The sequence below is a fragment of the Sphingomonas turrisvirgatae genome (genome assembly GCF_001721295.1).
Classification (GTDB): Bacteria; Pseudomonadota; Alphaproteobacteria; order Sphingomonadales; family Sphingomonadaceae; genus Sphingomonas; species Sphingomonas turrisvirgatae.
This window is the reverse complement of sequence record NZ_MDDS01000075.1, coordinates 21772-41870: the sequence shown is the minus strand read 5'-3', so window position 1 is coordinate 41870 and position 20099 is coordinate 21772. Positions and strand designations below refer to the sequence as shown.

The following is a 20099-nucleotide window of genomic DNA, read 5'->3' as shown; positions in this document are numbered from 1 at the left end:
AGCCGCGAAGACGCGCGGAAGGCAAAAATGGGGGTGAGGATGCGTGATCGCGCTTGCGGCCGACTATGGGCTATTGCGCTTGCCGGCGTAGCGCTGGGGGCGCTGCCTGGCATGCCCGCGGCAGCTGCCGCTGCAACCGAACGTCGAAGCTATGACATTCCCGCGCAGGAACTTGCGCGAGCGCTCGAAGCTTTCGGGCGGCAGAGCGGCAAGGCGGTGATGTTCGATCCGGCACGGATGGTGGGCGTGCGATCGCAGGCGCTGCGCGGGAGCCTTTCGGCGGACGAGGCGCTGCGCCGCATGCTCGCGGGTACCGGTCTGTCCGCGCGCAAGGCGAATGCCAACGCCTATGTCGTGGATGCCGTCGCCCCCGCCCGGCGCGAGCCGCAGCCGGCCGCGCGCCCGAGCCGCACCGAAGCCGAGCCGCAGGAACCAGGACCCGCGCCCGCCGCGTCGGCTGACGAGGCCGCCGAAGAACAGCAGGCAATTACCGTCACCGGCACACGCATCAGCGGCTTTACCGCGCCGACGCCGGTGACGAGTTTGAACCAGGCAGACCTGCAGGCAAAGGCCGCCAGCACGGTCGCCGACCTGCTGGATGATGTGCCGCAGCTGCGCATCAACCAGAATATCGGCAAGTCGAGCGAGCCCGTGGGCGCGTCCAATGCCGATCTGCGCGGCCTCGGCACGCAGCGCACGTTGCTGTTGATCGACGGGCGGCGGGTCGCGTTCACCGATCCGGCCGGAACGATCGACACCAACATCGTGCCCGTCGCGCTCATCAGCAGTATCGAGATCGTCACGGGCGGCGCGTCTGCGGCCTATGGCTCTGATGCCGTGGCTGGCGTGGTCAACTTCATGCTCGACAAGAACCTGAAGGGGCTCAAGCTGGACCTTTCCTATGGTGAGTCGGTCTATGACGACCACCATCGGCCCGCGATCAGCGCAGCCTATGGCATCGGTTTGCTGGACGACCGGCTGCACCTGACCGTCGCTGCCGATTACATGCACAATGACGGGCAGACGGCGCAGGGAACGCGGCCCTGGGGCGATGACAAGACCGCGCTGCTCACCAACCCGGCATATACGGCCACCAACGGTCAGCCGCGGCTGCTGATCGCCAACAATTCGCGCTTTACCCAGATGACGGCAGGCGGGGTGCTGACGCGCGCGATCGGCCTGCAGATCGCGCAACGGTTGGGCTTTCCGGCCGGGACCGGCGTGCAGTTCGGTCCAGGCGGAACCGTGATCCCGTTCAACTACGGTACCAATATCGGTGGCACGTACATGACCGGCGGCGATGGCGCGACGCTGGTCGACGAAGGCAATATCCTGCCCGAGATCGAGCGGATCACCGGCTATGCCGGCATGCGCTACGAGCTGAGCGACAAGGTCACGATGTTCGCCGATTTCCTCTACTCCCGCGTCAACGTCCTCTCCGATCTATCGCCCAATCGCGATGATGCCGGCTTCACCGTCCGCAACGACAATGCCTATCTGCCGTCGGCCGTGCGCATCGCGATGGCGGCGCAGGGCGTGTCGAGCATCACCGTCGGCCGCATGAACTTTGAGGACCAGACGTCGCTCTTCGACAACGCGACCGATGTGAAGCGATTGACCTTCGGCCTTGAGGGCAGCTTCGGCAATGGCTGGCGCTGGGACGTATCGGCGCAGATCAGCCGCAACAGCTATGAATCGATCAGCTATTACAATCGCATCGCCAATCGCTGGACGCTGGGGCTGGACGCGGTAACCAATCCCGCGACTGGCCAGCCTATCTGCCGCGCGTTGCTCAACAATCCTAATCCAACGGCAGCGCAGGACCCCTATGGCGACATCCGCAACTGCGTGCCGATCAACCCGTTCGGCGCCGGATCGATCAACCAAGCGGCGTTGAACTATTATCGCGGTACGTCCTGGACACGGTCGCGGCAGGAACAGGATGTGTTCGCGGCGAACCTGTCGGGCAGTCCGTTTCGCACCTGGGCTGGGGACGTCAAGTTCGCGGTCGGCGCCGAATATCGTCGCGAGAAGACCAGCCTGACTTCGGACGCGGATTCAGCGTTGCGGCGCTGGCGATCGATCAACTCGCAGCCTTTCGCCGGCGAGTTCACGGTCAAGGAAGGCTATGCCGAGGTCGTCGTGCCGCTCGCCAATGGTGTGGCGTGGGCCGATAATCTTGATCTCAACGGCGCGATCCGCTATACCGATTACGAGCTGAGCGGGGGCGTGACGACCTGGAAGGTCGGTGCGAGCTATTCACCTGTTCCCGACCTTCGGTTCCGCGCCACGCTGTCGCGCGATATTCGCGCGCCGAATAATTACGAGCTGTTCCAGCGTGGTAATCAGGTAATCAGCGCGATCGTCGATCCGCGCACCAATATCTCGCGACCGACATTGCAGATCACCAGCGGCAATACCGCGCTGGTTCCCGAACGCGCCGACACATTGACCGCCGGCGTCATCTTCCAGCCCGGCTTTCTGCCGGGGCTGCGGGCCTCGATCGACTATTATCGAATCGCCATCAAACAGGCGATTTCGACCATCGCGCCGCAAAGCATCGTCGATTATTGCAACCAGGGCCGCACCGAATTCTGTTCGGGCGTCGTCCGCGATCCGGCGACGCAAAATATCACGCAGATCAACGTCATCCCCTTCAACGCGGATTCGCTGAAGACCAGCGGCGTGGACGTTGAACTGCAATATCGCTTTCAGCTGTTCGGCGGACAACTCAGCCTGCGCGGCCTGGCGAACTATGTCGCCGAAATCTCGACGACATCCAACGGGATCACCAACGATTTCGTCGGTCTGGTAGGCCTGGCGCCGCCGCCCGTCGGATTGCCTGAGTGGCGCTTCAACCTCGACGCGAACTACGCGGTCGGACCCTGGAAGCTGGGTGTGGGCTATCGCTACGTTGACGGCGGCAAGTTCGACACGCGCTTCAACATCACGACCCTCGATCTGATCGACAATACGGTTCCGGGTCGCGGCTATGTCGATCTTAACGCGTCGTACAAACTCAATTCGGCGGTCGAGCTTTATGGGCGCGTCGAAAACCTGTTCAACGTCGATCCGCCGATCACGCCCAATTCGATCGCAACCCCCACCGTGGCCAACTCGCCATTCTATGACCGGCGCGGCGCCTATTTTGTCATTGGCGGGAGGATTCGGCTGTGATCCGCGCGAAACGGACCCTGGCGCTGCTGCTGGCAGCCACGCTGCTGGGCGGGGCGCATGATCAACCCGCCACGCTGAGCACGCTGCCGCCGCCGACGGCGGCCGACCGGGCGCTGCTCCGCGGTGCCATCGACATTCACACGCATCTCGATCCCGACAGCTTCGGCCCGCACAGTGCGCAGGCGCGCCGCGCGCTCGACGTAATCGAGATGGCGAACCGCGCGAAGAAGGCCGGGATGCGCGGCTTCGTCATCAAGCAGCATTACGACCAGTCGGCGCAGCTCGCCTATCTGGCGTCGAAATTGGTGCCGGGCGTCGAAGTGTTCGGCCAGCTGTGCCTCAACCACACCGTCGGCGGGCTCAATCCCGCAGCGGTCCATCATTTCGGCGAGGTGAAGGGCGGTCGCGCCCGGATCGTCAGTATGCCAACCTGGGACAGCGAAGCCAACGTCAAGTCGCGCGACCAGGACCGGCCGTTTGTCCGTGTGTCGCGCAATGGCGAGTTGCTGGCCGAAACCAAGGCAGTGATCGCCGCCATCGCCACGGCAAAGGTGCGCGACAGCGAGATCAAGCTGGCCTTGGCAACCGGGCATGTCAGTCCGGCCGAAGCACTGCTGGTGATCCGCGAGGCGCGGCGGCAGGGCATCGAGCGGATCGTCGTCACGCACGCGATCGGCCATCCGATCGACATGACCATCGCGCAGATGCAGGAAGCGATCGCGCTGGGCGCCAGGATCGAGTTCGTTGCCGGGTTCCTGATCGGGCGGCGGGCAAGTTTCACCTTCGACCAATATGCACAGGCGATCCGCACGCTTGGCCCCGACCATGTGATCCTGAGCAGCGATGGCGGGCAATTGGGCCAAGTCATGCCGGACGACATGATCGCGATGGTTGCCGGCCTGCTGCGCAAGCGCGGGTTCACCGCGGCAGAGGTGCGCCGAATGACCGTCGATAACCCGGCGGCGTTGCTGGGATTGCCGCCGGCACCGGCGCGGCGCTGATCAAAGGGGGACACCATGAAACTCACTTTGCTGACGGCTTGCAGCGGGCTTGCGCTGCTAACGTCGCCGGCGGCGGCGCAGGACAGCGCCGAACCGGCCGATGCCGATACCATCGTCGTCACTGCCTCCCGCACGGCCCAGAACGGGCTGGACGCGCCGACACCGACGCAAGTCATCGGCGATGAGGTGCTCGATCGCCAGGGATCGGAAACGATCATGGAGGTGCTGAACCAGAATCCGGCATTCAAGGCGACGCGCTCGCCCAACGCCAACGCGACCAACCTGTCGAGCCCGGGCCAGGCGACCGCCGATCTCCGCGGGCTGGGCGGGCAGCGGACGCTGGTGCTGGTCAACGGCTCGCGCGTGGTGCCGTTCGCGCCCGCTGCGAACCAGAGCGTGCCGACCACGACCGACCTCAACCTCATCCCGACGATCATGATCGACCGGATCGATGTGGTGACCGGCGGGGCTTCGGCGCTGTACGGGTCCGACGCGGTGTCAGGCGTCGTCAACCTGATCATGAAGACCAAATATGACGGCATCGACGCGCGCGTGCAGACCGGCATTTCCGAGCAGGGCGACGATCGCCGCTTTCGCGTCGGGTTCCTCGCGGGGACCGGCTTTGCGGGCGGGCGCGGCAATGCGCTGCTGAGCGTCGATTATTCTGACGTCGAGGGAGTCGGCAGCTTCTACACCCGCGACTGGGGGCGGCGGGGCCAGTTGATCGTCACCAATCGCAACGGCCCGACCAACCTGCTGCTGGCCGAGAATGTCGTGAACTCGCTGGGTGCCGGCGGCGTGATCGTTACCGGGCCGGCCGCGCTGGTCGGGCAGACGTTCAATCCGGACGGATCGTTGCGGCGGTTCAACTATGGCAGCCCGATCGACGGGCGGGTCATGGTCGGCGGGGAAGGGATTTCGGTCAACGCACAGACCACCACGGTACCGGGCGTCGAGCGGCTTACCGCCTATGGCAGCGTGTATTTCGATTTCTCGGACAGGCTGACCGCCTATGTCGAGGGTGGCTGGTCGAAGGCGCAAGGCGACATTCAAAGCGCGGTGCTGAGGCTCGATCGGCAAGCGATCCGGGGCGACAACGCCTTTCTCCCCGCCGCCGTTCGTGCGCTGGTAGCTCCCACCGGCAGCATCAACATCAGCCGCATCGGCTTTGACATCGGCAACAATCAGTTCCGCATCACGAACGAGACACCGCATGCCACGATCGGCGTAAAGGGCAAGCTGGGCGGCAGCTGGAGCTGGGACGCCCATGCAAGCTATGGCGAGAATTACTACCGCCAACGCGCGTCCAAGGTGCTGATTACCAGCAACCTCAACTTTGCCATCGATGCCGTCGATCAGGGAAGATTCCTGACCGGTACGCCCAACGGCGCGATCGTCTGTCGCGCGGTGGCGCAGAACAATCCGGCCGCCGCCGGTTGCCAGCCGCTGAACCTGTTCGGGGAAGGGAATACCAGCGCGGCAGCGCGTGACTATATCTGGGGGGAGCCGGCCAGCGACGTCGATTATACTCAATTGACGGTCGCGGCGAACATCGTGGGTGACCTGTTCGACCTGCCGGCCGGCCCGGTTCGCGTGGCCGTGGGCGGTGAGTATCGACGCGAGACCGAGGATCTCACGGCCGATCCGATCGCAGCCGCGAATGGCTATCTGGGCGCAGGCAATGCAGTGCCCTGGTCGGGCGACTTCAACGTCAAGGAAGCCTATCTCGAAGGTACCGTGCCGCTGTTCACGGGGTTCAGCGCCAATGGCGCGGTTCGCTATGCCGATTACAGCACGGCCGGCGGTCAGGTCGCGTGGAAAGGCGGCGCGGTGTGGTCGCCGCTGGAAGGCCTTAACCTGCGTGTCTCGCGCTCGCGCGATATCCGCGCGCCTGCGCTCAACGAATTGTTCAGCCCGGGCAGCGTGCTGACCAACCCGCTGACGCTGATCGTCGACGGGGTGAGCAAGACTAACAACATTCCGCAGAACGCGACTGCCGGGAACGTCAACGTGCGCCCGGAACTTGCCGACACCTGGACGGCGGGCATCGCCTATCGCGGGACGGGCGGGCTGCGCGGGCTGGGCCTATCGCTCGACTGGTACCGGATCGAGATCAACGATGCGATTTCCAACCCGACCAGCGCGCAGATCGCCGCGCTGTGCAACGGCGGCGATCAGGCCTTCTGCTCGGCCTTCACCTATGGGCCAGATCCGGCCAATCCCGGGCAGCGCATCCATACCGCGTTCCTGTCGGGCACGATCAACCTGGGATCGTTCCTGCAGGAAGGGATCGACGCGACGCTGCAATATGACACGGCGGCGGCGTTCCTGGGGTCGGGCGGGCGCTATGCCATGTCGGCAAGCGGCACCTATGTGCTTCATTCGGTCGTCGACACGGGCACCCTGGGTTCGGTGCCGATCGATCATGTCGGTGCCATGAACCCCTATACGCTGGGCGCGATCCCGACCTTTCGCGGCGACCTGACGCAGACGTTCAGCGCCGATCATTGGGAAGTATCGCTCCAGACGATGTTCATCAGCGCCGGGGTGCAGGACGTCACGTTCAACGTGCCCGGCGGCCAGACGATCAACGATAATCGAGTGCCCGCGACCTGGTACTTCAACCTCAACGGCAAGTTCTGGGCGGGCGCGGACAAGCGCTACGAGTTGTTCTGGGCGATCAACAATCTGCTCGACCAGGACCCGCGCGCAACGCCTTATTTCGTGCTCAACGCGCCAGTGAACGGCCAGTATTACGACAAGATCGGCCGGCGCTACACGGCGGGCGTGCGCGTCAGACTGTGATTTCAGCCCTCTCCCCCTCGGGCGTCCTGCGGGGCGCCCGATTTTTAATCCCGGCGCGATTTGCAGCGGCAGGATCGCTGCGCTCATCGCTATGGCCGCTCCTCGCCTCGGCGCTCCTGATGCCGGGGCCGGCGGCAAAGGCCCGCACGGCAGAGGATGAACTCGCCGCTCGAGCGGCCATCGAGCGGCTGACGATCGAATATGCCTATCTGCTCGATCATGGAGAGGCCACCCGGCTGGCAGACCTGTTCACGCCCGACGGCGTGCTCGAGACAGACAGCGCCCGCCTGATCGGGCGCGCTGCGATCGCCAGCTATTACGCCAAGCGCGCCAAACAACCTTGGACCACGCGCCATATCTCCACCAACCTGCGCGTGATGTTCGAAGCGCCCGACCGGGCGAGCGGCACCCGATTGATCCTGTACTTTCGAGGTGAGGGGACGACTCCGCCATTTGCAGCCGGGCCCGGCTCAGTGGGCGAGTATCGCGAAATCTATGTCAGGGGGCATGACGGCAGATGGCGGTTCGCTTCGCGCGTGAACCAGATCCTGTTCAGAGCGAGAAGATAATGCCGGGGACGCCATTCCACGGATGAAGCTTTGATGCGCTGAGGGTTGGTGGAACCACGCGATAAAGGCGCATCCGCATGCAGCAATTCGCAGAACAGCCAATTCGGCCCGCTTAGACCCGAATGGTGACCCCTACGGGACTCGAACCCGTGTTTTCGCCGTGAGAGGGCGACGTCCTAGACCGCTAGACGAAGGGGCCGTGATAGCGCGAAGCGGGGCCTCTACAAGGGGGCGGGGGAGGCGTCAAGCGGCGCTTTGGGGTGTCGCGGCGCTGGTATTTGGCGGGGCGCGGGCCTATTTGCTTCCAATGGCGCGTTCGACACGATCGGTGGATTGGGGCTTTCCCCGCTGGCGGCCCTATGGGGCCGAGCGCGAGGCAGTGAAGGTGCGGCTGTGCGACCGCGAAGGGTGTGACAAGCCCGGCGACCGGCCAGCGCCCAAATCGCCCAATAGCCCCGAGCGCTGGTATTTCTGCGAGGAACATGCCGGCGAATATAATCGCAACTGGAATTATTTCGAAGGGCTGACCGCAGAGGAAGCAGCCAAGCGCGAGGCGGATGAGCGGCGCACTGCGTCCGGCTATGCCGAGAGCAAGCACAATGGCTGGGCCGGGCCGGGCGACGGCAGCCGTTCGCGTGACGAGATGCGCGCGCTGGACGTGCTGGGCCTTGATCCTGATGCTGAGTTCGAACTGGTGAAGACGACCTGGCGCAAACTCGCCAAGGAAAACCATCCCGATATTCGCCCCAACGATGCCGAGGCGGCGGAGCGATTTCAGGCGGTCCAGGCTGCTTATGACGTGCTGCGTGCCGGCGAGGAGCGGCGGCAATGGCGGCCCGATGTCGAGCCGACCGATTGAAAAATCGCGTTCGTTCGAACTGGGCCCACGTCGTCCTAGTTTGCGCCAAATGCTCCCGAAAGCTGGATGGCGGCTTCGGCAAACACGGTAAGCAGCCGCTCGGCAAGGCGCTGCGCAGACGTCTTGCGCTGAAGAAGGGGCGCAAGGCTGCCGCTGGCGTGATTGACGTCAAATGCCTGGGCGTCTGCCCACGTGGCGCGGTTACGGTGGTCAATGCCGCTGCCGCCGGTGAGTGGCTGATCGTGCCTGCCGGTGCTGATCTCGATGCGGTCGCGCGCGACGTGGGGCTTGCCGCGACCGTCGATCAGTTGGCGTAACGCGCTGCCGTCTCGCGGATCAGCGCGATCATATTGGGGATACCTTGGGTCCGGTTCGAACTGAGCTGATTGCGCAGGTCGAATGGGGCAAGCGTGCCTTCAACATCGGCGGCAAGGATCTCGTCGGCGGCGCGGTCCTGCACCGTCAACAGCACAAGCGCGATGATCCCCTTGGTGATCGCAGCGTTGCTGTCGGCCAGGAAATGCAGCGTCCCGCCTTCACGCAGGGTTGGATATACCCACACCGCCGCCGAACAGCCGCGCACCAGCGTCGCATCGGTCTTCAATGCATCGGGCATCGGCTCTAACGCCTTGCCCAAGTCGATCAGCAGGCGGTAGCGGTCGTCCGCGTCGAGGAACGCATATTCTTCGCGAATGTCCGGAAGGGTTGCCATGAGAGCGGCCTGTAGCGAGCGGCGTAGGTTCCGTCACCTCATCCTTGCGTCGCGCCGCATGCGCGGGCACGCCCTGGCGAAAGGGAGGCGGGACATGCGGATGAGACGAGTGATATGGGGCATGGCGGCGGCACTGCTGCTCGGGACGCCCCTCGCCGGGCGCGAAGCCGTGGCTCAACCCCAAGTGACGAGCCAGCGCGATATCGTCTACGCCGACTATCCGACGGGCCCGCTCCATCTCGACCTGCATCGCGCGCCGGGGACCAAGGCTGCGCCCGTGCTGGTCGTCATCCATGGCGGCGCCTGGGCGCGGGGCCAGCGGCCGGCGAACTGGACCGGCTATCGCCGCTTCGTCCAGGCCGGCTTCGCCGTTCTCAGCGTCCAGTATCGGCTTTCATGGGCGGCGCGGGCGCCCGCCGCTGTCGAGGATATTCGGTGCGTTATGGGCTGGATCGCGCGCGTCGCGCCGCGCGAGCGGCTGGATCCGTCGCGTATCGTGCTGATGGGGACGTCGGCGGGTGCGCACCTTGCGCTGATGGCAGGGTTCATCCGGCCGGACGACGGGCTCGACCCGGCATCGTGCGGGCCGGTGCCGCGTGCGGCGGCGATCCTGGATTTTTATGGCCCGAGCGACTTACGTGCGGAATCCCTCGGCGCCTGGGCCAGCCCGTCAATCGGGAAATGGGTGGGCACGGGCGACGCCGGCGCAGCCATGGCTGCGCGAATGTCGCCGATCATGCTGGTCCGGCGCGGCCAGCCTCCGGTTTTTATCGCGCATGGCGACGCCGATCCGGTGGTGCCGCTCGTCGCTTCCACCACGCTCAAGGCAGCGCTGGATCAGGCTGGCGTTCCGGCGGCGCTGCACGTCGTGCCGGGCGGCGGCCATGGGCGGTCCGATCCGCAGGCGCAGGATCGCCTGCTCGCCGAGGCGGTCGCGTTCCTAGAGCAGCACCGCGTCATTCGCTGACGGGGCGGGTCCGCTACCGCGCGGCATTTGCTACAGGTCCACGCCCGCCGCGATCGCCTCAAGCTTGCGGATCCGTTCTTTAAGATCCGCGATCTCGATCCGCGCACCGGCGGTACTGGGCGCGCTCGACACTGCATCCAGGCCTTGGCCGGCATGCAGTTCCTGCCGCTTGAGCTGAAGCCAGCCGCGCCAGCCGGCAAGTCCCGCGGCGGTCACCATGCCGAGGCCGGCAAGTCCGGCGGCCGACATGACAAGGTAGAAATTGGGGTCTGTCATCACACCCTCCATTCCCTTTGAACTTACTTGCGCTCGTCGCGCAGCCGTTCGATCTCCCGATCGAGGCTCGACGAACTGTGATTGTCGGTGATGACGCGCTCGAGCACCTGGATTCGGTCCTTGAGCGTGCGCACTTCCTCCTGAAGCCGGCGAGCCTCGGCCGCGCTGGCGCCGTTATTGGCGAAATGCTCGTTGCCATGACGGTCGCGGCGCACGCCCAGCTTGGCGCGGATGATGCTGCCGACCGTGACGATCAAAACGATGCCGATCACCATTTCGAACGGGTTCATGGGTGAACTCCTGCTGTTATGTTGTTGTTATTCGGCCGGCTGCACGGCGGCGCTGCGGGCTTCCCGCTCCGCGCGACGCACCGGGCGGTCGCGCATTTCGGAGAGGGTGACGCCGACGGCGCCGATCACGCCGAGCACCACGAAAAATCCGATCAACATGGGTTCTGCTCCCTTAATTCCGCGCCACGCGCAAAGCTTCGATCTCACGGTCGAGAGCGAGGCTGCCATCGGTGACGATGCGTTCGACATTGGCCAGCCGATCCTTCATCGAGCCGACCTCGGCCCGCAGCTGGGCGTTTTCCTGGCTGAGCAGCTTGACGCGCTCGACCATCTCTTCATTCTTTTGCGGATAGACCGCTTTGCCCCAGCTGTTTTCCAGCGGATAACCGTTCTTGACCCGCAGCCAGGTGGTGAACACCCACCCTGCGACACCGGCCAGGCCGACGATTGCGGCGACGGGAGCGAAGCTGGCGAAAAAATGCATGTTCATCGTTGAATCCCCCGGGTTCAGCGCAGGCGCTCGATCTCGTCGGCCAGTTGGGTGTTGCGGCTGGTGTAGAAGGTTTCGATATCGGCCATGCGGCGGTCGATCTCGCGCAGCTTGCTGCGAACCTCTGCGGTCGAGCGGCGCGGGTTGGCGCGCACACCCTGCCAGAATTTGGCGTCCTCGTTGCTGCTGTAGAGATCGCGCGGCTGTTGCGAGGTGACCATGGCCAGACCGATGTAGATGAAGAACATCATCGGGAAGGTGAAAAGGAACAGGCCAAGGAAGCCCAGGCGGATCCACAGCGGGTCGACCCCAGTATAGTTGCCCAGGCCTTCGCAGACGCCGAGCCACTTGCCATTGGCCTTGTCGCGGTAAAGCTGTGTGCGGCTGACGGACATTTCAGTTCCTCCGTGCGCGGTCATAGTCGGGGAGTTCGCGAACCGGCGCGCTGTCGCTGCGCAGGCGGAACTCGGGATTGTCGGCGGCGACGATGCGTTCGATCGTCATCAGGCGATCCTCCAGCCGGCGAGCGGTATAGTGCAGCTCGTCCAGCAGGTTCTCGTCCTCGCCGGTCAGCGTCTTGGCCTGTTTCCACTTGGTGACATAGTGCAGCACCACCCAGGGCAGGCCGATGAACAGCATCGCCACGATGACGATGGGCAGGAAAACTTCTTCCATGGGATCAGCCTTCCTTGTTCAGGCGCGCCTTGAGCGCGGCGAGTTCGGCGTCGACCTTATCGGCCGACTGGAGCTCGGCGATTTCCTCCTCAAGCGTCTTCTTCGGTCCGCCCAGGCTCAGCGCGTCGGCGCGGCCTTCGGCGAAGTCGACGCGGCGCTCGAGCAGGTCGAAGCGGCTGAACGCCTCGCTGACCTTCGACCCGTGGGTCATCTCACGCAGCTTGACGCGGTTGTTGGCGCTTTCGAGGCGAGTCATGATCGCGTTCTGGCGAGCACGGGCGTCGCGCAGCTTGTTCTGCAGCTTCGAGATATCCTCTTCAGAAGCGCGCAAAGCATCGTCCAGCACAGCGATCTCGGCATTCAGCTGATCGCACATGTCCGCAGCCTTCTGGCGCTCGACCAGCGCGGCCTTGGCCAGGTCCTCGCGATTCTTGCTCAGCGCCAGCTCGGCCTTTTCGGTCCAGCTCAGCTGAAGGTTCTCCAGCTTGGCGATATGGCGGCGCATTTCCTTCTGGTCGGCAATGGTGCGCGCGGCGGAGGCGCGAACCTCGACCAGCGTTTCCTCCATTTCGAGGATGATCATACGGATCATCTTCGCCGGGTCTTCAGACTTGTCGAGCAAGTCGGTGAAGTTGGCGGCGATGATGTCGCGGGTGCGAGAGAAAATGCCCATCTAAACTTGCTCCTGGTAATTTCGTGCCGCCGACGGGGTGATAGGGGACACCCCGCCGGCGGGACCGCTCAGATCGACTGAGCGGTAGTCACAGCGGCACCACGTGCGACTGCCGGAGCGGTCTGGCCCAGGCCGCCGACGAGGACGGTCGTGCTGACCGCCAGCGTGCAGGCGATCGCTGCGAACGTGGTGCGAAAACTGTCGTTGCCCTTGTACTTCACGGGTCCGTCCCTTTTGGATCTTGTCGTCTGTCCGCCGCGGTTACGGCTTGCCAACTTCATTGCAGAAGGCGTGCCAGTTTCAAAAGTGACGGAAATTCGTGGTTTTTGGAGACTTACATTTGCAACACAGTTCAGGTAAGTTTGCGAAGGGTTGGGAAAATACACCAAGGGTTCGGAATGGAGCGGACGACGCAAGTCATCGGGCAATCGGGCGCGTTCCTCGACGCTCTGGAACGCGCTTCACGAGCGGCCGCGCTCGATCGCCCGGTGCTGGTGATCGGCGAGCGTGGCACCGGCAAGGAGCTGGTCGCCGAGCGCCTGCACCGCCTGTCCCCACGCTGGGACCAGCCACTCGTCGTGATGAACTGCGCCGCACTGCCCGAGACGCTGATCGAGGCCGAACTGTTCGGGCATGAGGCGGGGGCCTTCACCGGCGCCACGAAGGCTCGCCACGGCCGGTTCGAAGAGGCCGATGGCGGCACGCTGTTCCTAGATGAGCTGGGCACGCTCAGCATGGCGGCACAGGACCGGCTGCTGCGCGCAGTCGAATATGGCGAGATCACCCGGATTGGCGCGTCAAAGCCGATCCGGGTCGACGTGCGTATCGTCGCCGCGACCAACGAGCACTTGCCCGACCGGGTCGAGCGGGGGACATTCCGCCCCGACCTGCTTGACCGTCTAAGTTTTGAAGTGGTTACGCTGCCGCCGCTGCGCGCGCGCGCCGGGGACATCCTCGTGCTCGCCGAATTCTTTGGCCGGCGCATGGCGGCGGAGATCGGCAATCCGTGGGAAGGGTTCGGCCCGACCGCGCTCGACGCGCTGACCGCCTATCATTGGCCGGGTAATGTCCGTGAATTGCGCAACGTGGTCGAGCGCGCCGTGTACCGTTGGGAACGCGGTGGCCCGGTCGATGCGGTGCAGGTCGATCCCTTCGCCTCGCCCTATCAACCGGCGCCGATGCCGCACGGCATCCCTGGCAACGCCGCGCCCGTGCAACTGACCACCGAAGAGCCGGGGCCGCTGCCCCGCGACGAGGATGCGCCGGGCGCCGATTTCAAAAGCCGCGTCAATCGCTTCGAGCGCGAGCTGCTGAGCCGCGCGCTGTCGGAAAATCGGTTCAATCAACGCGCAACGGCCGAGGCGCTGGGCTTGAGCTATGACCAGCTGCGCCACGCGCTCAAGCGGCACGAGCTGCTGGGCGCGGGCGGCTGATCGCCCATTTCGATTGCGTCACGAGAAAAATTTGTGCGGCGCGACGCGGTGCGATGCGTTAGGTCGGCGCGACACCAGAACAAGGAGGGTCATCCATGTCATTCGAACTTCCCCCGCTGCCCTATGCGAAGGACGCGCTGGCGCCGACAATCTCGGCCGAAACGCTCGAATTCCACCACGGCAAGCATCACAAGGCCTATGTCGACAAGACCAACGGCTTCGTCACGGAGAAGGGCCTTGAGGGCAAGTCGCTGCTCGAAGTGATCCGTCATGCCAAGGAAGCCGGCGACAAGGGTCTGTTCAACAATTCGGCACAGATTTGGAACCACAGCTTCTATTGGCAGTGCCTGGCACCGTCGCCTGCTGCACCCTCGGGCGCGCTGGCCGAAAAGATCAACGCCACCTTCGGCTCGACCGAGGAACTGGTGAAGAAGCTGGTCGCTGAGTCGACCGCGCACTTCTCGAACGGCTGGGGCTGGCTGGTGCTGGACGGCGACGAGATCAAGGTGACGTCGCTGCACGACGCCGACACGCCGGTCGTCTATGACTACAAGCCGCTGCTGACGATCGATGTGTGGGAACACGCCTATTACATCGATTATCGCAATGCGCGTCCGGCCTATCTCGACGCGATCCAGAAGATCATCAACTGGGACTTCGTCGCGCAAAACCTGGATGGTCAGGGCGAAACGCGGGCCGACCAGCAGGGCTGAGCCCGGCAGGAAGGAACATGCAGCCGGGCCGGGTGCAACCCCGGCCCGTCTTGCGTCAGCCTTCGGGCGGAAGCGCCTTGTCGACAATCTCGGCGTCGGTCGTAAGGCCATGGCGCAAGAGCATGGGAACATTGCCCATCGCGAAGATCAGGGTCAGCGGAATCATCCCCCACACCTTGAACCCGGTCCATACCGACAGATCCTCGCCCGGCGACCAGATGCGCCAGACGATCTCGTTCAGCATCGCCGCCGCGACGAAGAACACCGCCCAGTTGACCGTCAGCAAGCGCCAGCCGCGTTCGGTGAGCCCCGGATAAGCGGTGCCCAGCAACGTCTGCAGCAGCGGCTTGCGGGTGACGAGGCCATAGCTGAGCACGGCGCTGAACAGCAGGTACACGACCGTCGGCTTCATCTTGATGAACGTCGCGTTCTGGAACCAGAGCGTGAGCCCGCCGAACACCAGCACGAAGAAGGCCGAAATCCACAGCATCGGCGAGATGTGGCGCGTCTTGAGCCACGACAGGCCGATCGCAGCCACGATCGCGACCATGAACGCGGCCGTACCGGCAAGCATGCGGAAGGTTGCCGGGCCGGGCGCGAAGGTGCTGACCGCGAAGAATACCGCCAGCGGACCGAAATCGATCAGCATGCGCAGCGCGGGCGAGGGGGCAGGGGCGTTCGGTTGCGTGGACATATTACCTCTGGAACGTTTCGACCCCGGCGATGATCCGCGCCACTTCATTGGCGTCGAAACCGCGCAGGTCGTCCACCGTCTCGCCCACGCCAATGGCGTGGATCGGCAGGCCGTATTTTTCCGCCGCAGCGACCAGCACGCCGCCGCGCGCGGTGCCGTCAAGCTTGGTCATGACGAGGCCGGTGACGCCGGCGACCTCCTTGAACACTTCGATCTGACTGAGCGCATTCTGGCCGGTGGTGGCGTCGAGCACGAGCAGGACATTGTGCGGCGCGCCCGGATCGATCCGGCCGAGCACGCGGCGGATCTTGGCCAGCTCGTCCATCAACTCGCGCTTGTTCTGCAACCGGCCGGCAGTGTCGACGACCAGCACGTCCATGCGCTGGTCGGTCGCCTGCTTCAACGCCTCGAACGCAATGCCGGCCGCGTCGCCGCCTTCGGCCCCTGAAACGATCGGTACACCGACGCGGTCGGCCCATGTCCTGAGCTGACCGATCGCGGCGGCGCGGAAGGTGTCCCCAGCGGCGAGTATGACCTTGAGCCCGTCAGCCTTGAGGATCGCGGCAAGCTTGGCGATCGTCGTGGTCTTGCCCGACCCGTTGACGCCGATGACCAGGATCACCTGCGGCCGGGCAGCGTCCGTCGCGAGCGGCTTGGCGACCCTCTCCAGCACCTTCTCGATCTCTTCGGAGACGATCAGGCGAATGCCGAGATCCTCCATTCCGCGCTCGAACGAACCTTCGGCCAGGCGATCGCGAATGCGCGCTGCGGTGGCCGGGCCGAGGTCGGAGGCAATCAGCGCTTCCTCGATCTCGTCCAGCGTCGCTTCGTCGAGCCGCCCTGTGCCGAGGCCGGCAAGATTGCCGACCAGCCGGTCCGACGTCTTCTTGAACCCGCCAAGCAGGCGGTCGCGCCAGGAGGGGGGGCTCATGCTGGCATTCCGATCAGCTTGCCGTCCTGCGCTCGTTCGATCTTCACGGTCGCTATCGTCCCGACTTCATGTGGCGGAAGCCGAACTTCCGCGAAATTGCCTGCATGGCCCCGATCGCCGGGGCGCTCCACCAGCACCCGTTGCACCGTCCCGCGCTGCGCGTCCAGCCACGCCGCGCGCCGCCTGGCCGCGCTCGCCCGCAGCGCGGCGGCGCGAGCGGTGATAGTGGCGGGCGGCAGCTGCGGCATGCGCGCGGCCGGGGTGCCGGCCCGGGGGCTGTAGGGGAAAATGTGGGCATGGACGATGTCGCAGTCGTCGATCAGCGCGCGCGTGTTGGCGGCGTGCGCCTCGGCCTCGGTCGGGAAGCCGGCGATGATGTCCGCGCCGATTGCGATCTCCGGCCGTGCGCGCTTCAGCCGTTCGACAAGTGCAACGCTCTGCCCGCGGCTGTGGCGGCGCTTCATGCGCTTGAGGATCAGATCATCGCCCGCTTGAAGCGAGAGGTGGACGTGCGGGAGCATACGCTGCTCCTGCGTCAACAGCGCGAATAGCCGGTCGTCGATCTCGATCCCGTCGAGCGACGAGAGGCGCAGCCGCTCGACCTTCGTGCGCGTCAGAATACGCTCGATCAGCAGGCCGAGAGTCGGTGCGCCGGGCAGGTCGGGTCCATAGCTGGTGAGATCGACCCCGGTCAGCACGATCTCGCGGTGGCCGGCATCGACCAGTGCGGCGATGCGATCGACCACAGCGCCGGCGGGCACCGACCGGCTGTTGCCGCGCCCAAATGGGATGGCGCAGAAGGTGCAGCGATGGTCGCAGCCATTCTGCACCTCGACGAACGCGCGGGCATGGGCGGAAAAGCTGGCGGCCAGGTGCGGCGCGGTCTGGCGCACGGCCATGATGTCCTGCACCAGCGCCGGCGCGTGCGAGGTCCAGCTGGCGGGCAGCAGCTTCTCTGCATTGCCAACGACGCGATCGACTTCCGGCATCGCGGTGAAACCGGCCGGGTCCATCTGCGCCGCGCAGCCCGTGACCACCAGTTGCGCCGCAGGACGCTCACGCCGCGCGCGGCGGATCGCCTTGCGCGTCTGGCGCACCGCTTCGTTGGTGACGGCGCAGCTGTTGATCACTACGACATCGTTCGAAGCGATCAACGTGCGGATCGTTTCGCTTTCCGCTAGGTTGAGCCTGCAGCCGAGGCTGATCACATGACCGACAGCAGAGGATGACATGACGGGCGATCTAGTGGCGGGAACCCGCGAAGTCCACGACGAGGCGCGCGACGTGCTGCGCTTCTGGTTCGAGGAGCTCAAACCGGAACAGCAGTTCGCCAAGGACGAGGTGGTGGACCGGGAAATTGCAGAACGTTTCGGCAAGTGCCGCGACTTCCTGCTCGCGACGGGCGCAGCCGGGTGGCGAGAACCGTGCGACAATCTGCTGGCGGCGGTGATCGTGCTCGACCAGTTCAGTCGCAACATCCATCGCGGATCGGCGCAGGCCTTCGCTGCCGACGACCTCGCGCTATCGCTGACGCTGGAGGCGATCGGCAAGGGTTGGGACACGCAGCTGGCGCCCGAACGCGCGGCGTTCCTGTACATGCCGCTGATGCACGCCGAGAATGTCGAGGCGCAGCGGCTGTCGCTTCAAAAGTTCACAGCCCTTGGGCGGGCAGAGAATCTGCGCTTCGCGATGGAGCATGCGGTGGTGATCGAGCAGTTCGGGCGGTTCCCGTCCCGCAATGCAGCGCTCGGCCGCGCGTCGACGGCAGAGGAAGCTGAATATCTGAAGCGCCCGGACGCCGGCTGGTAATCAGCCGGCCAGCCGATCGCCTGCCAGTGCATTGCCGGGCGCCGAGCCGACGTGCTGAACGAGCAGCCGACGCTCGGCCAGGAATTTGCGCACCGCAGCGGGTGACAGCGGCTTGCCATAGTGCCAGCCCTGCGCTTTCGCACAGCCCAGCGCCTTGAGACGAGCTTCTATCGCCGCATCCTCCACGCCCTCGGCCGTGATGGGGAGGTTCAGGCTCTCGCCCAGGCTGACGATCGCGTTGACGATCGCCGCCGAATCCGCGCTCTCGTTCAACGAGATGACGAAGCTCTTGTCGATCTTGATACGGTCGAACGGCAGTGCGCGCAGGTGGGCCAGCGAGGAATAGCCGGTACCGAAATCGTCGAGCGCCAGACGAGCACCCTGGTTCTTGAGGCGGCCGACGATCGACTGGGCAAGCGCGAGATTGTCGAACAAAGCGCTTTCGGTGATCTCGATCTCGAGCCGGCTTGCGGGGAAGCCTGTCTCTGTCAGCACCTTGATGATCTTTTGCGCCAGCCATGCGTCACGCAGCTGCCAGGGCGAGATGTTGACCGACAGGTTGAGCGAGGGGTGCCAGTCACGCGCGGCGGAGAACGCCTGGTGCATGATCGACAACGACATTTCCGCGATCATGCCGGTTTCTTCGGCGATCGGGATGAACAGTTCCGGGCTGATCAGCCCGCGCGTGGGATGGTCCCAGCGCGCCAGCACCTCGAACCCGTGCAGCCTGCCGGACTGAAGGTCGATCTGCTGTTCGAAATACGGGACGATTTCCCCGCGCGGGATCGCGGATCGCAGGCCCGACTCCAACTCGTTGCGCGTCTGAAGCTCGCGCTCCATCGAGTGATCGAACCAGGCGTGGCGGTTCCGCCCCGATTTCTTCGCCGAATACATCGCGATATCGGCCGACCGCATCAGCGCGTCGATATTGCTGCAGTCGAAGTCGGACCGGGCGATCCCGATCGAACAGCTGATATGCAGGCGAAATCCCTCTGCATCGAATGGCTGGGCCATGCGCGCGACCAGCTTGTCGGCGATCCGCCCGATCACCTCTGGCTGGTTGGAGTCGAACAGGAAGCCGCAGGCGAATTCATCGCCGCCCAGGCGGGCGGTGAGTGCGATCGGCGGCATCGCGGCCGCAATCTCGCTCGCGACGGCGCGCAGCAGCGCATCGCCGACGGCATGGCCGTGCATGTCATTGACCGTCTTGAAGTGATCGAGATCGATGACCATCAGCGCCATTGCCTTGCGCCGGCGCTGCGCGCGCACGAACATCGCTGCGCCTTCTTCGGCCAGGCTGCGGCGATTGAGGAAGCCGGTGAGCGGGTCGCGGCTGGCGAGCAGATGCGCGCGTTCTTCCGCTGCGGCGCGAACGCGGACTTCATTGGTCAGGAACCGGTGGCGGCGCCAACCGAACAGGATCAGCGCGACGTTGAGCAATAATGCGATCACCAGCGTGCGGTCGGCCGGTTCGCCGCCCTCGAAATAATGCTGGAGCGTTTTGGACAGCACGGCGCTGCCGGTGCCCACGAACATGAGGATCGCCGCGACGCTGATCGCGCCGGTGATGAGGTCGCTACCAGCCTGGCCGATCTCGCTCGTGTTCGAGTCTTCACTGTCCAGCAACATGCCGGAGACGCTCCCCATTTCTGCCCAGCGACCGGATATGGCAGGGGATGGGTGTAGAGGGAGTTAAGACCGGATCATGTCGATCCGGGGGGGGCGGCCGCTTAAGGCGAATGTGCAACCTTCGGTTTACAGAACCGCTGCTCTACCAGTCGAACCACGCTGCGCCCCGGAAAGGCCAGGCTGCGAAGCTGACCACTTCGCGCCTCGCCCTTCTGAGCAAGCTCAAATTGGGACGGCGAGGGGCTGAACCGCTCGTGTTTTCAGGCTTTCACCGAAAAGCTACAAATCGGGATTGTCAGCCTGGCTTATGTGTCATAAACAACTGGTGTTTGTTAATCCGTAATGAGCGGAGCAGACAAGCCCAACCGGAACGCTGATCGTCGCGGTGTTCGCGGC

Annotated in this window: 23 protein-coding genes and 1 tRNA gene; 10 read left to right on the top strand and 14 right to left on the bottom strand. The window is 64.7% G+C overall.

What is annotated here, in order from left to right; all coding sequences use genetic code 11:
- The first annotated feature begins 111 nt into the window (after positions 1-111).
- The 4 genes from BFL28_RS17730 to BFL28_RS17715 all read left to right on the top strand — a co-directional run bounded on the left by BFL28_RS17730 (position 112) and on the right by BFL28_RS17715 (position 7552).
- Positions 112-3177 carry a TonB-dependent receptor gene (locus tag BFL28_RS17730; protein ID WP_241527389.1) on the top strand — a complete coding sequence of 1022 codons (3066 nt, stop codon included), beginning with the start codon at positions 112-114 and terminating at the stop codon, positions 3175-3177.
- Entirely contained in the window at positions 3174-4178 is a 1005-nt protein-coding gene (locus tag BFL28_RS17725; RefSeq protein ID WP_206599144.1) for a DUF6282 family protein, read from the top strand. Before BFL28_RS17730 ends, BFL28_RS17725 begins: the two co-directional genes overlap by 4 nt.
- 15 nt (positions 4179-4193) lie before the next feature.
- Positions 4194-6983, top strand: coding sequence for a TonB-dependent receptor plug domain-containing protein (locus tag BFL28_RS17720; protein WP_069321849.1), 2790 nt, complete (start codon positions 4194-4196; stop codon positions 6981-6983).
- A 119-nt stretch (positions 6984-7102) separates the two neighbouring features.
- On the top strand, positions 7103-7552 hold the full coding sequence (locus BFL28_RS17715) for a nuclear transport factor 2 family protein (protein WP_069321848.1): 450 nt from the start codon (positions 7103-7105) through the stop codon (positions 7550-7552).
- 123 nt (positions 7553-7675) lie between these two features.
- Here the strand turns inward: BFL28_RS17715 and BFL28_RS17710 are convergent.
- Positions 7676-7751 (bottom strand) — tRNA-Glu (locus BFL28_RS17710).
- A 108-nt stretch (positions 7752-7859) separates the two neighbouring features.
- On the opposite strand from BFL28_RS17710, the gene BFL28_RS17705 reads away from it, so the two are divergent.
- Together BFL28_RS17705 and BFL28_RS17700 are read left to right on the top strand one after the other, a co-directional pair.
- The gene (locus BFL28_RS17705) at positions 7860-8411 is read left to right on the top strand and encodes a J domain-containing protein (protein WP_069321847.1); all 552 of its coding nucleotides are present in this window, start codon (positions 7860-7862) and stop codon (positions 8409-8411) included.
- Positions 8381-8728: a hypothetical protein gene (locus BFL28_RS17700; protein WP_069321846.1), complete on the top strand. Its 348-nt coding sequence runs from the start codon at positions 8381-8383 to the stop codon at positions 8726-8728. Before BFL28_RS17705 ends, BFL28_RS17700 begins: the two co-directional genes overlap by 31 nt.
- Here BFL28_RS17700 and BFL28_RS17695 read toward each other — a convergent pair.
- Positions 8716-9123 (bottom strand): SufE family protein, encoded by a 408-nt coding sequence (locus BFL28_RS17695; RefSeq protein ID WP_069321845.1) that lies wholly within the window; start codon positions 9121-9123, stop codon positions 8716-8718. The genes BFL28_RS17700 and BFL28_RS17695 overlap by 13 nt on opposite strands.
- Before the next feature lie 94 nt (positions 9124-9217).
- Between BFL28_RS17695 and BFL28_RS17690 the strand changes: the two genes are divergently transcribed.
- A complete protein-coding gene (locus BFL28_RS17690; protein WP_158011678.1) occupies positions 9218-10090 on the top strand; it encodes an alpha/beta hydrolase in 873 nt (290 codons plus the stop codon).
- Between the two features lie 30 nt (positions 10091-10120).
- Here BFL28_RS17690 and BFL28_RS17685 read toward each other — a convergent pair whose 3' ends face one another.
- From BFL28_RS17685 to BFL28_RS21025, 8 genes are all read right to left on the bottom strand, one after another.
- The gene (locus BFL28_RS17685; protein ID WP_069321942.1) at positions 10121-10366 is read right to left on the bottom strand and encodes a hypothetical protein; all 246 of its coding nucleotides are present in this window, start codon (positions 10364-10366) and stop codon (positions 10121-10123) included.
- A gap of 23 nt (positions 10367-10389) precedes the next feature.
- On the bottom strand, positions 10390-10656 hold the full coding sequence (locus BFL28_RS17680) for a hypothetical protein (protein WP_069321843.1): 267 nt from the start codon (positions 10654-10656) through the stop codon (positions 10390-10392).
- A gap of 27 nt (positions 10657-10683) precedes the next feature.
- Entirely contained in the window at positions 10684-10815 is a 132-nt protein-coding gene (locus BFL28_RS21745) for a hypothetical protein (RefSeq protein ID WP_277621016.1), read from the bottom strand.
- Positions 10816-10828: 13 nt separating this feature from the next.
- Positions 10829-11140: a hypothetical protein gene (locus BFL28_RS17675; RefSeq protein WP_069321941.1), complete on the bottom strand. Its 312-nt coding sequence runs from the start codon at positions 11138-11140 to the stop codon at positions 10829-10831.
- Positions 11141-11163: 23 nt separating this feature from the next.
- Complete coding sequence (gene pspC / locus BFL28_RS17670) at positions 11164-11541, bottom strand: envelope stress response membrane protein PspC (protein WP_069321842.1); 378 nt, start codon at positions 11539-11541, stop codon at positions 11164-11166.
- Position 11542: 1 nt separating this feature from the next.
- Positions 11543-11821, bottom strand: coding sequence for an envelope stress response membrane protein PspB (gene pspB / locus BFL28_RS17665; protein WP_069321841.1), 279 nt, complete (start codon positions 11819-11821; stop codon positions 11543-11545).
- A gap of 4 nt (positions 11822-11825) precedes the next feature.
- Positions 11826-12494, bottom strand: a complete 669-nt coding sequence (pspA, locus tag BFL28_RS17660) for a phage shock protein PspA (protein WP_069321840.1) — start codon at positions 12492-12494, stop codon at positions 11826-11828.
- A gap of 68 nt (positions 12495-12562) precedes the next feature.
- A complete protein-coding gene (locus BFL28_RS21025) occupies positions 12563-12715 on the bottom strand; it encodes a hypothetical protein (protein ID WP_158011677.1) in 153 nt (50 codons plus the stop codon).
- A gap of 177 nt (positions 12716-12892) precedes the next feature.
- On the opposite strand from BFL28_RS21025, the gene pspF reads away from it, so the two are divergent.
- Positions 12893-13927 (top strand): phage shock protein operon transcriptional activator, encoded by a 1035-nt coding sequence (gene pspF / locus BFL28_RS17655; protein ID WP_069321839.1) that lies wholly within the window; start codon positions 12893-12895, stop codon positions 13925-13927.
- A gap of 95 nt (positions 13928-14022) precedes the next feature.
- Complete coding sequence (locus BFL28_RS17650; RefSeq protein ID WP_069321838.1) at positions 14023-14640, top strand: superoxide dismutase; 618 nt, start codon at positions 14023-14025, stop codon at positions 14638-14640.
- Positions 14641-14695: 55 nt separating this feature from the next.
- Here the strand turns inward: BFL28_RS17650 and BFL28_RS17645 are convergent, their stop codons facing one another.
- Genes BFL28_RS17645 through mtaB form a run of 3 tightly spaced genes read right to left on the bottom strand, consistent with a single transcriptional unit; the run spans position 14696 to position 17497 of the window.
- Positions 14696-15334 (bottom strand): septation protein A, encoded by a 639-nt coding sequence (locus BFL28_RS17645; RefSeq protein ID WP_069321837.1) that lies wholly within the window; start codon positions 15332-15334, stop codon positions 14696-14698.
- Between the two features lies 1 nt (position 15335).
- Positions 15336-16265 carry a signal recognition particle-docking protein FtsY gene (ftsY, locus tag BFL28_RS17640; protein ID WP_069321836.1) on the bottom strand — a complete coding sequence of 310 codons (930 nt, stop codon included), beginning with the start codon at positions 16263-16265 and terminating at the stop codon, positions 15336-15338.
- Complete coding sequence (gene mtaB, locus BFL28_RS17635; protein WP_069321835.1) at positions 16262-17497, bottom strand: tRNA (N(6)-L-threonylcarbamoyladenosine(37)-C(2))-methylthiotransferase MtaB; 1236 nt, start codon at positions 17495-17497, stop codon at positions 16262-16264. Before mtaB ends, ftsY begins: the two co-directional genes overlap by 4 nt.
- Here mtaB and BFL28_RS17630 point away from each other — a divergent pair.
- Positions 17496-18074, top strand: coding sequence for a DUF924 family protein (locus tag BFL28_RS17630; protein ID WP_069321834.1), 579 nt, complete (start codon positions 17496-17498; stop codon positions 18072-18074). The two genes, mtaB and BFL28_RS17630, sit on opposite strands and share 2 nt — an antisense overlap.
- Here BFL28_RS17630 and BFL28_RS17625 read toward each other — a convergent pair whose 3' ends face one another.
- The gene (locus BFL28_RS17625; RefSeq protein ID WP_069321940.1) at positions 18075-19703 is read right to left on the bottom strand and encodes a putative bifunctional diguanylate cyclase/phosphodiesterase; all 1629 of its coding nucleotides are present in this window, start codon (positions 19701-19703) and stop codon (positions 18075-18077) included.
- Positions 19704-20099 lie beyond the last annotated feature (396 nt).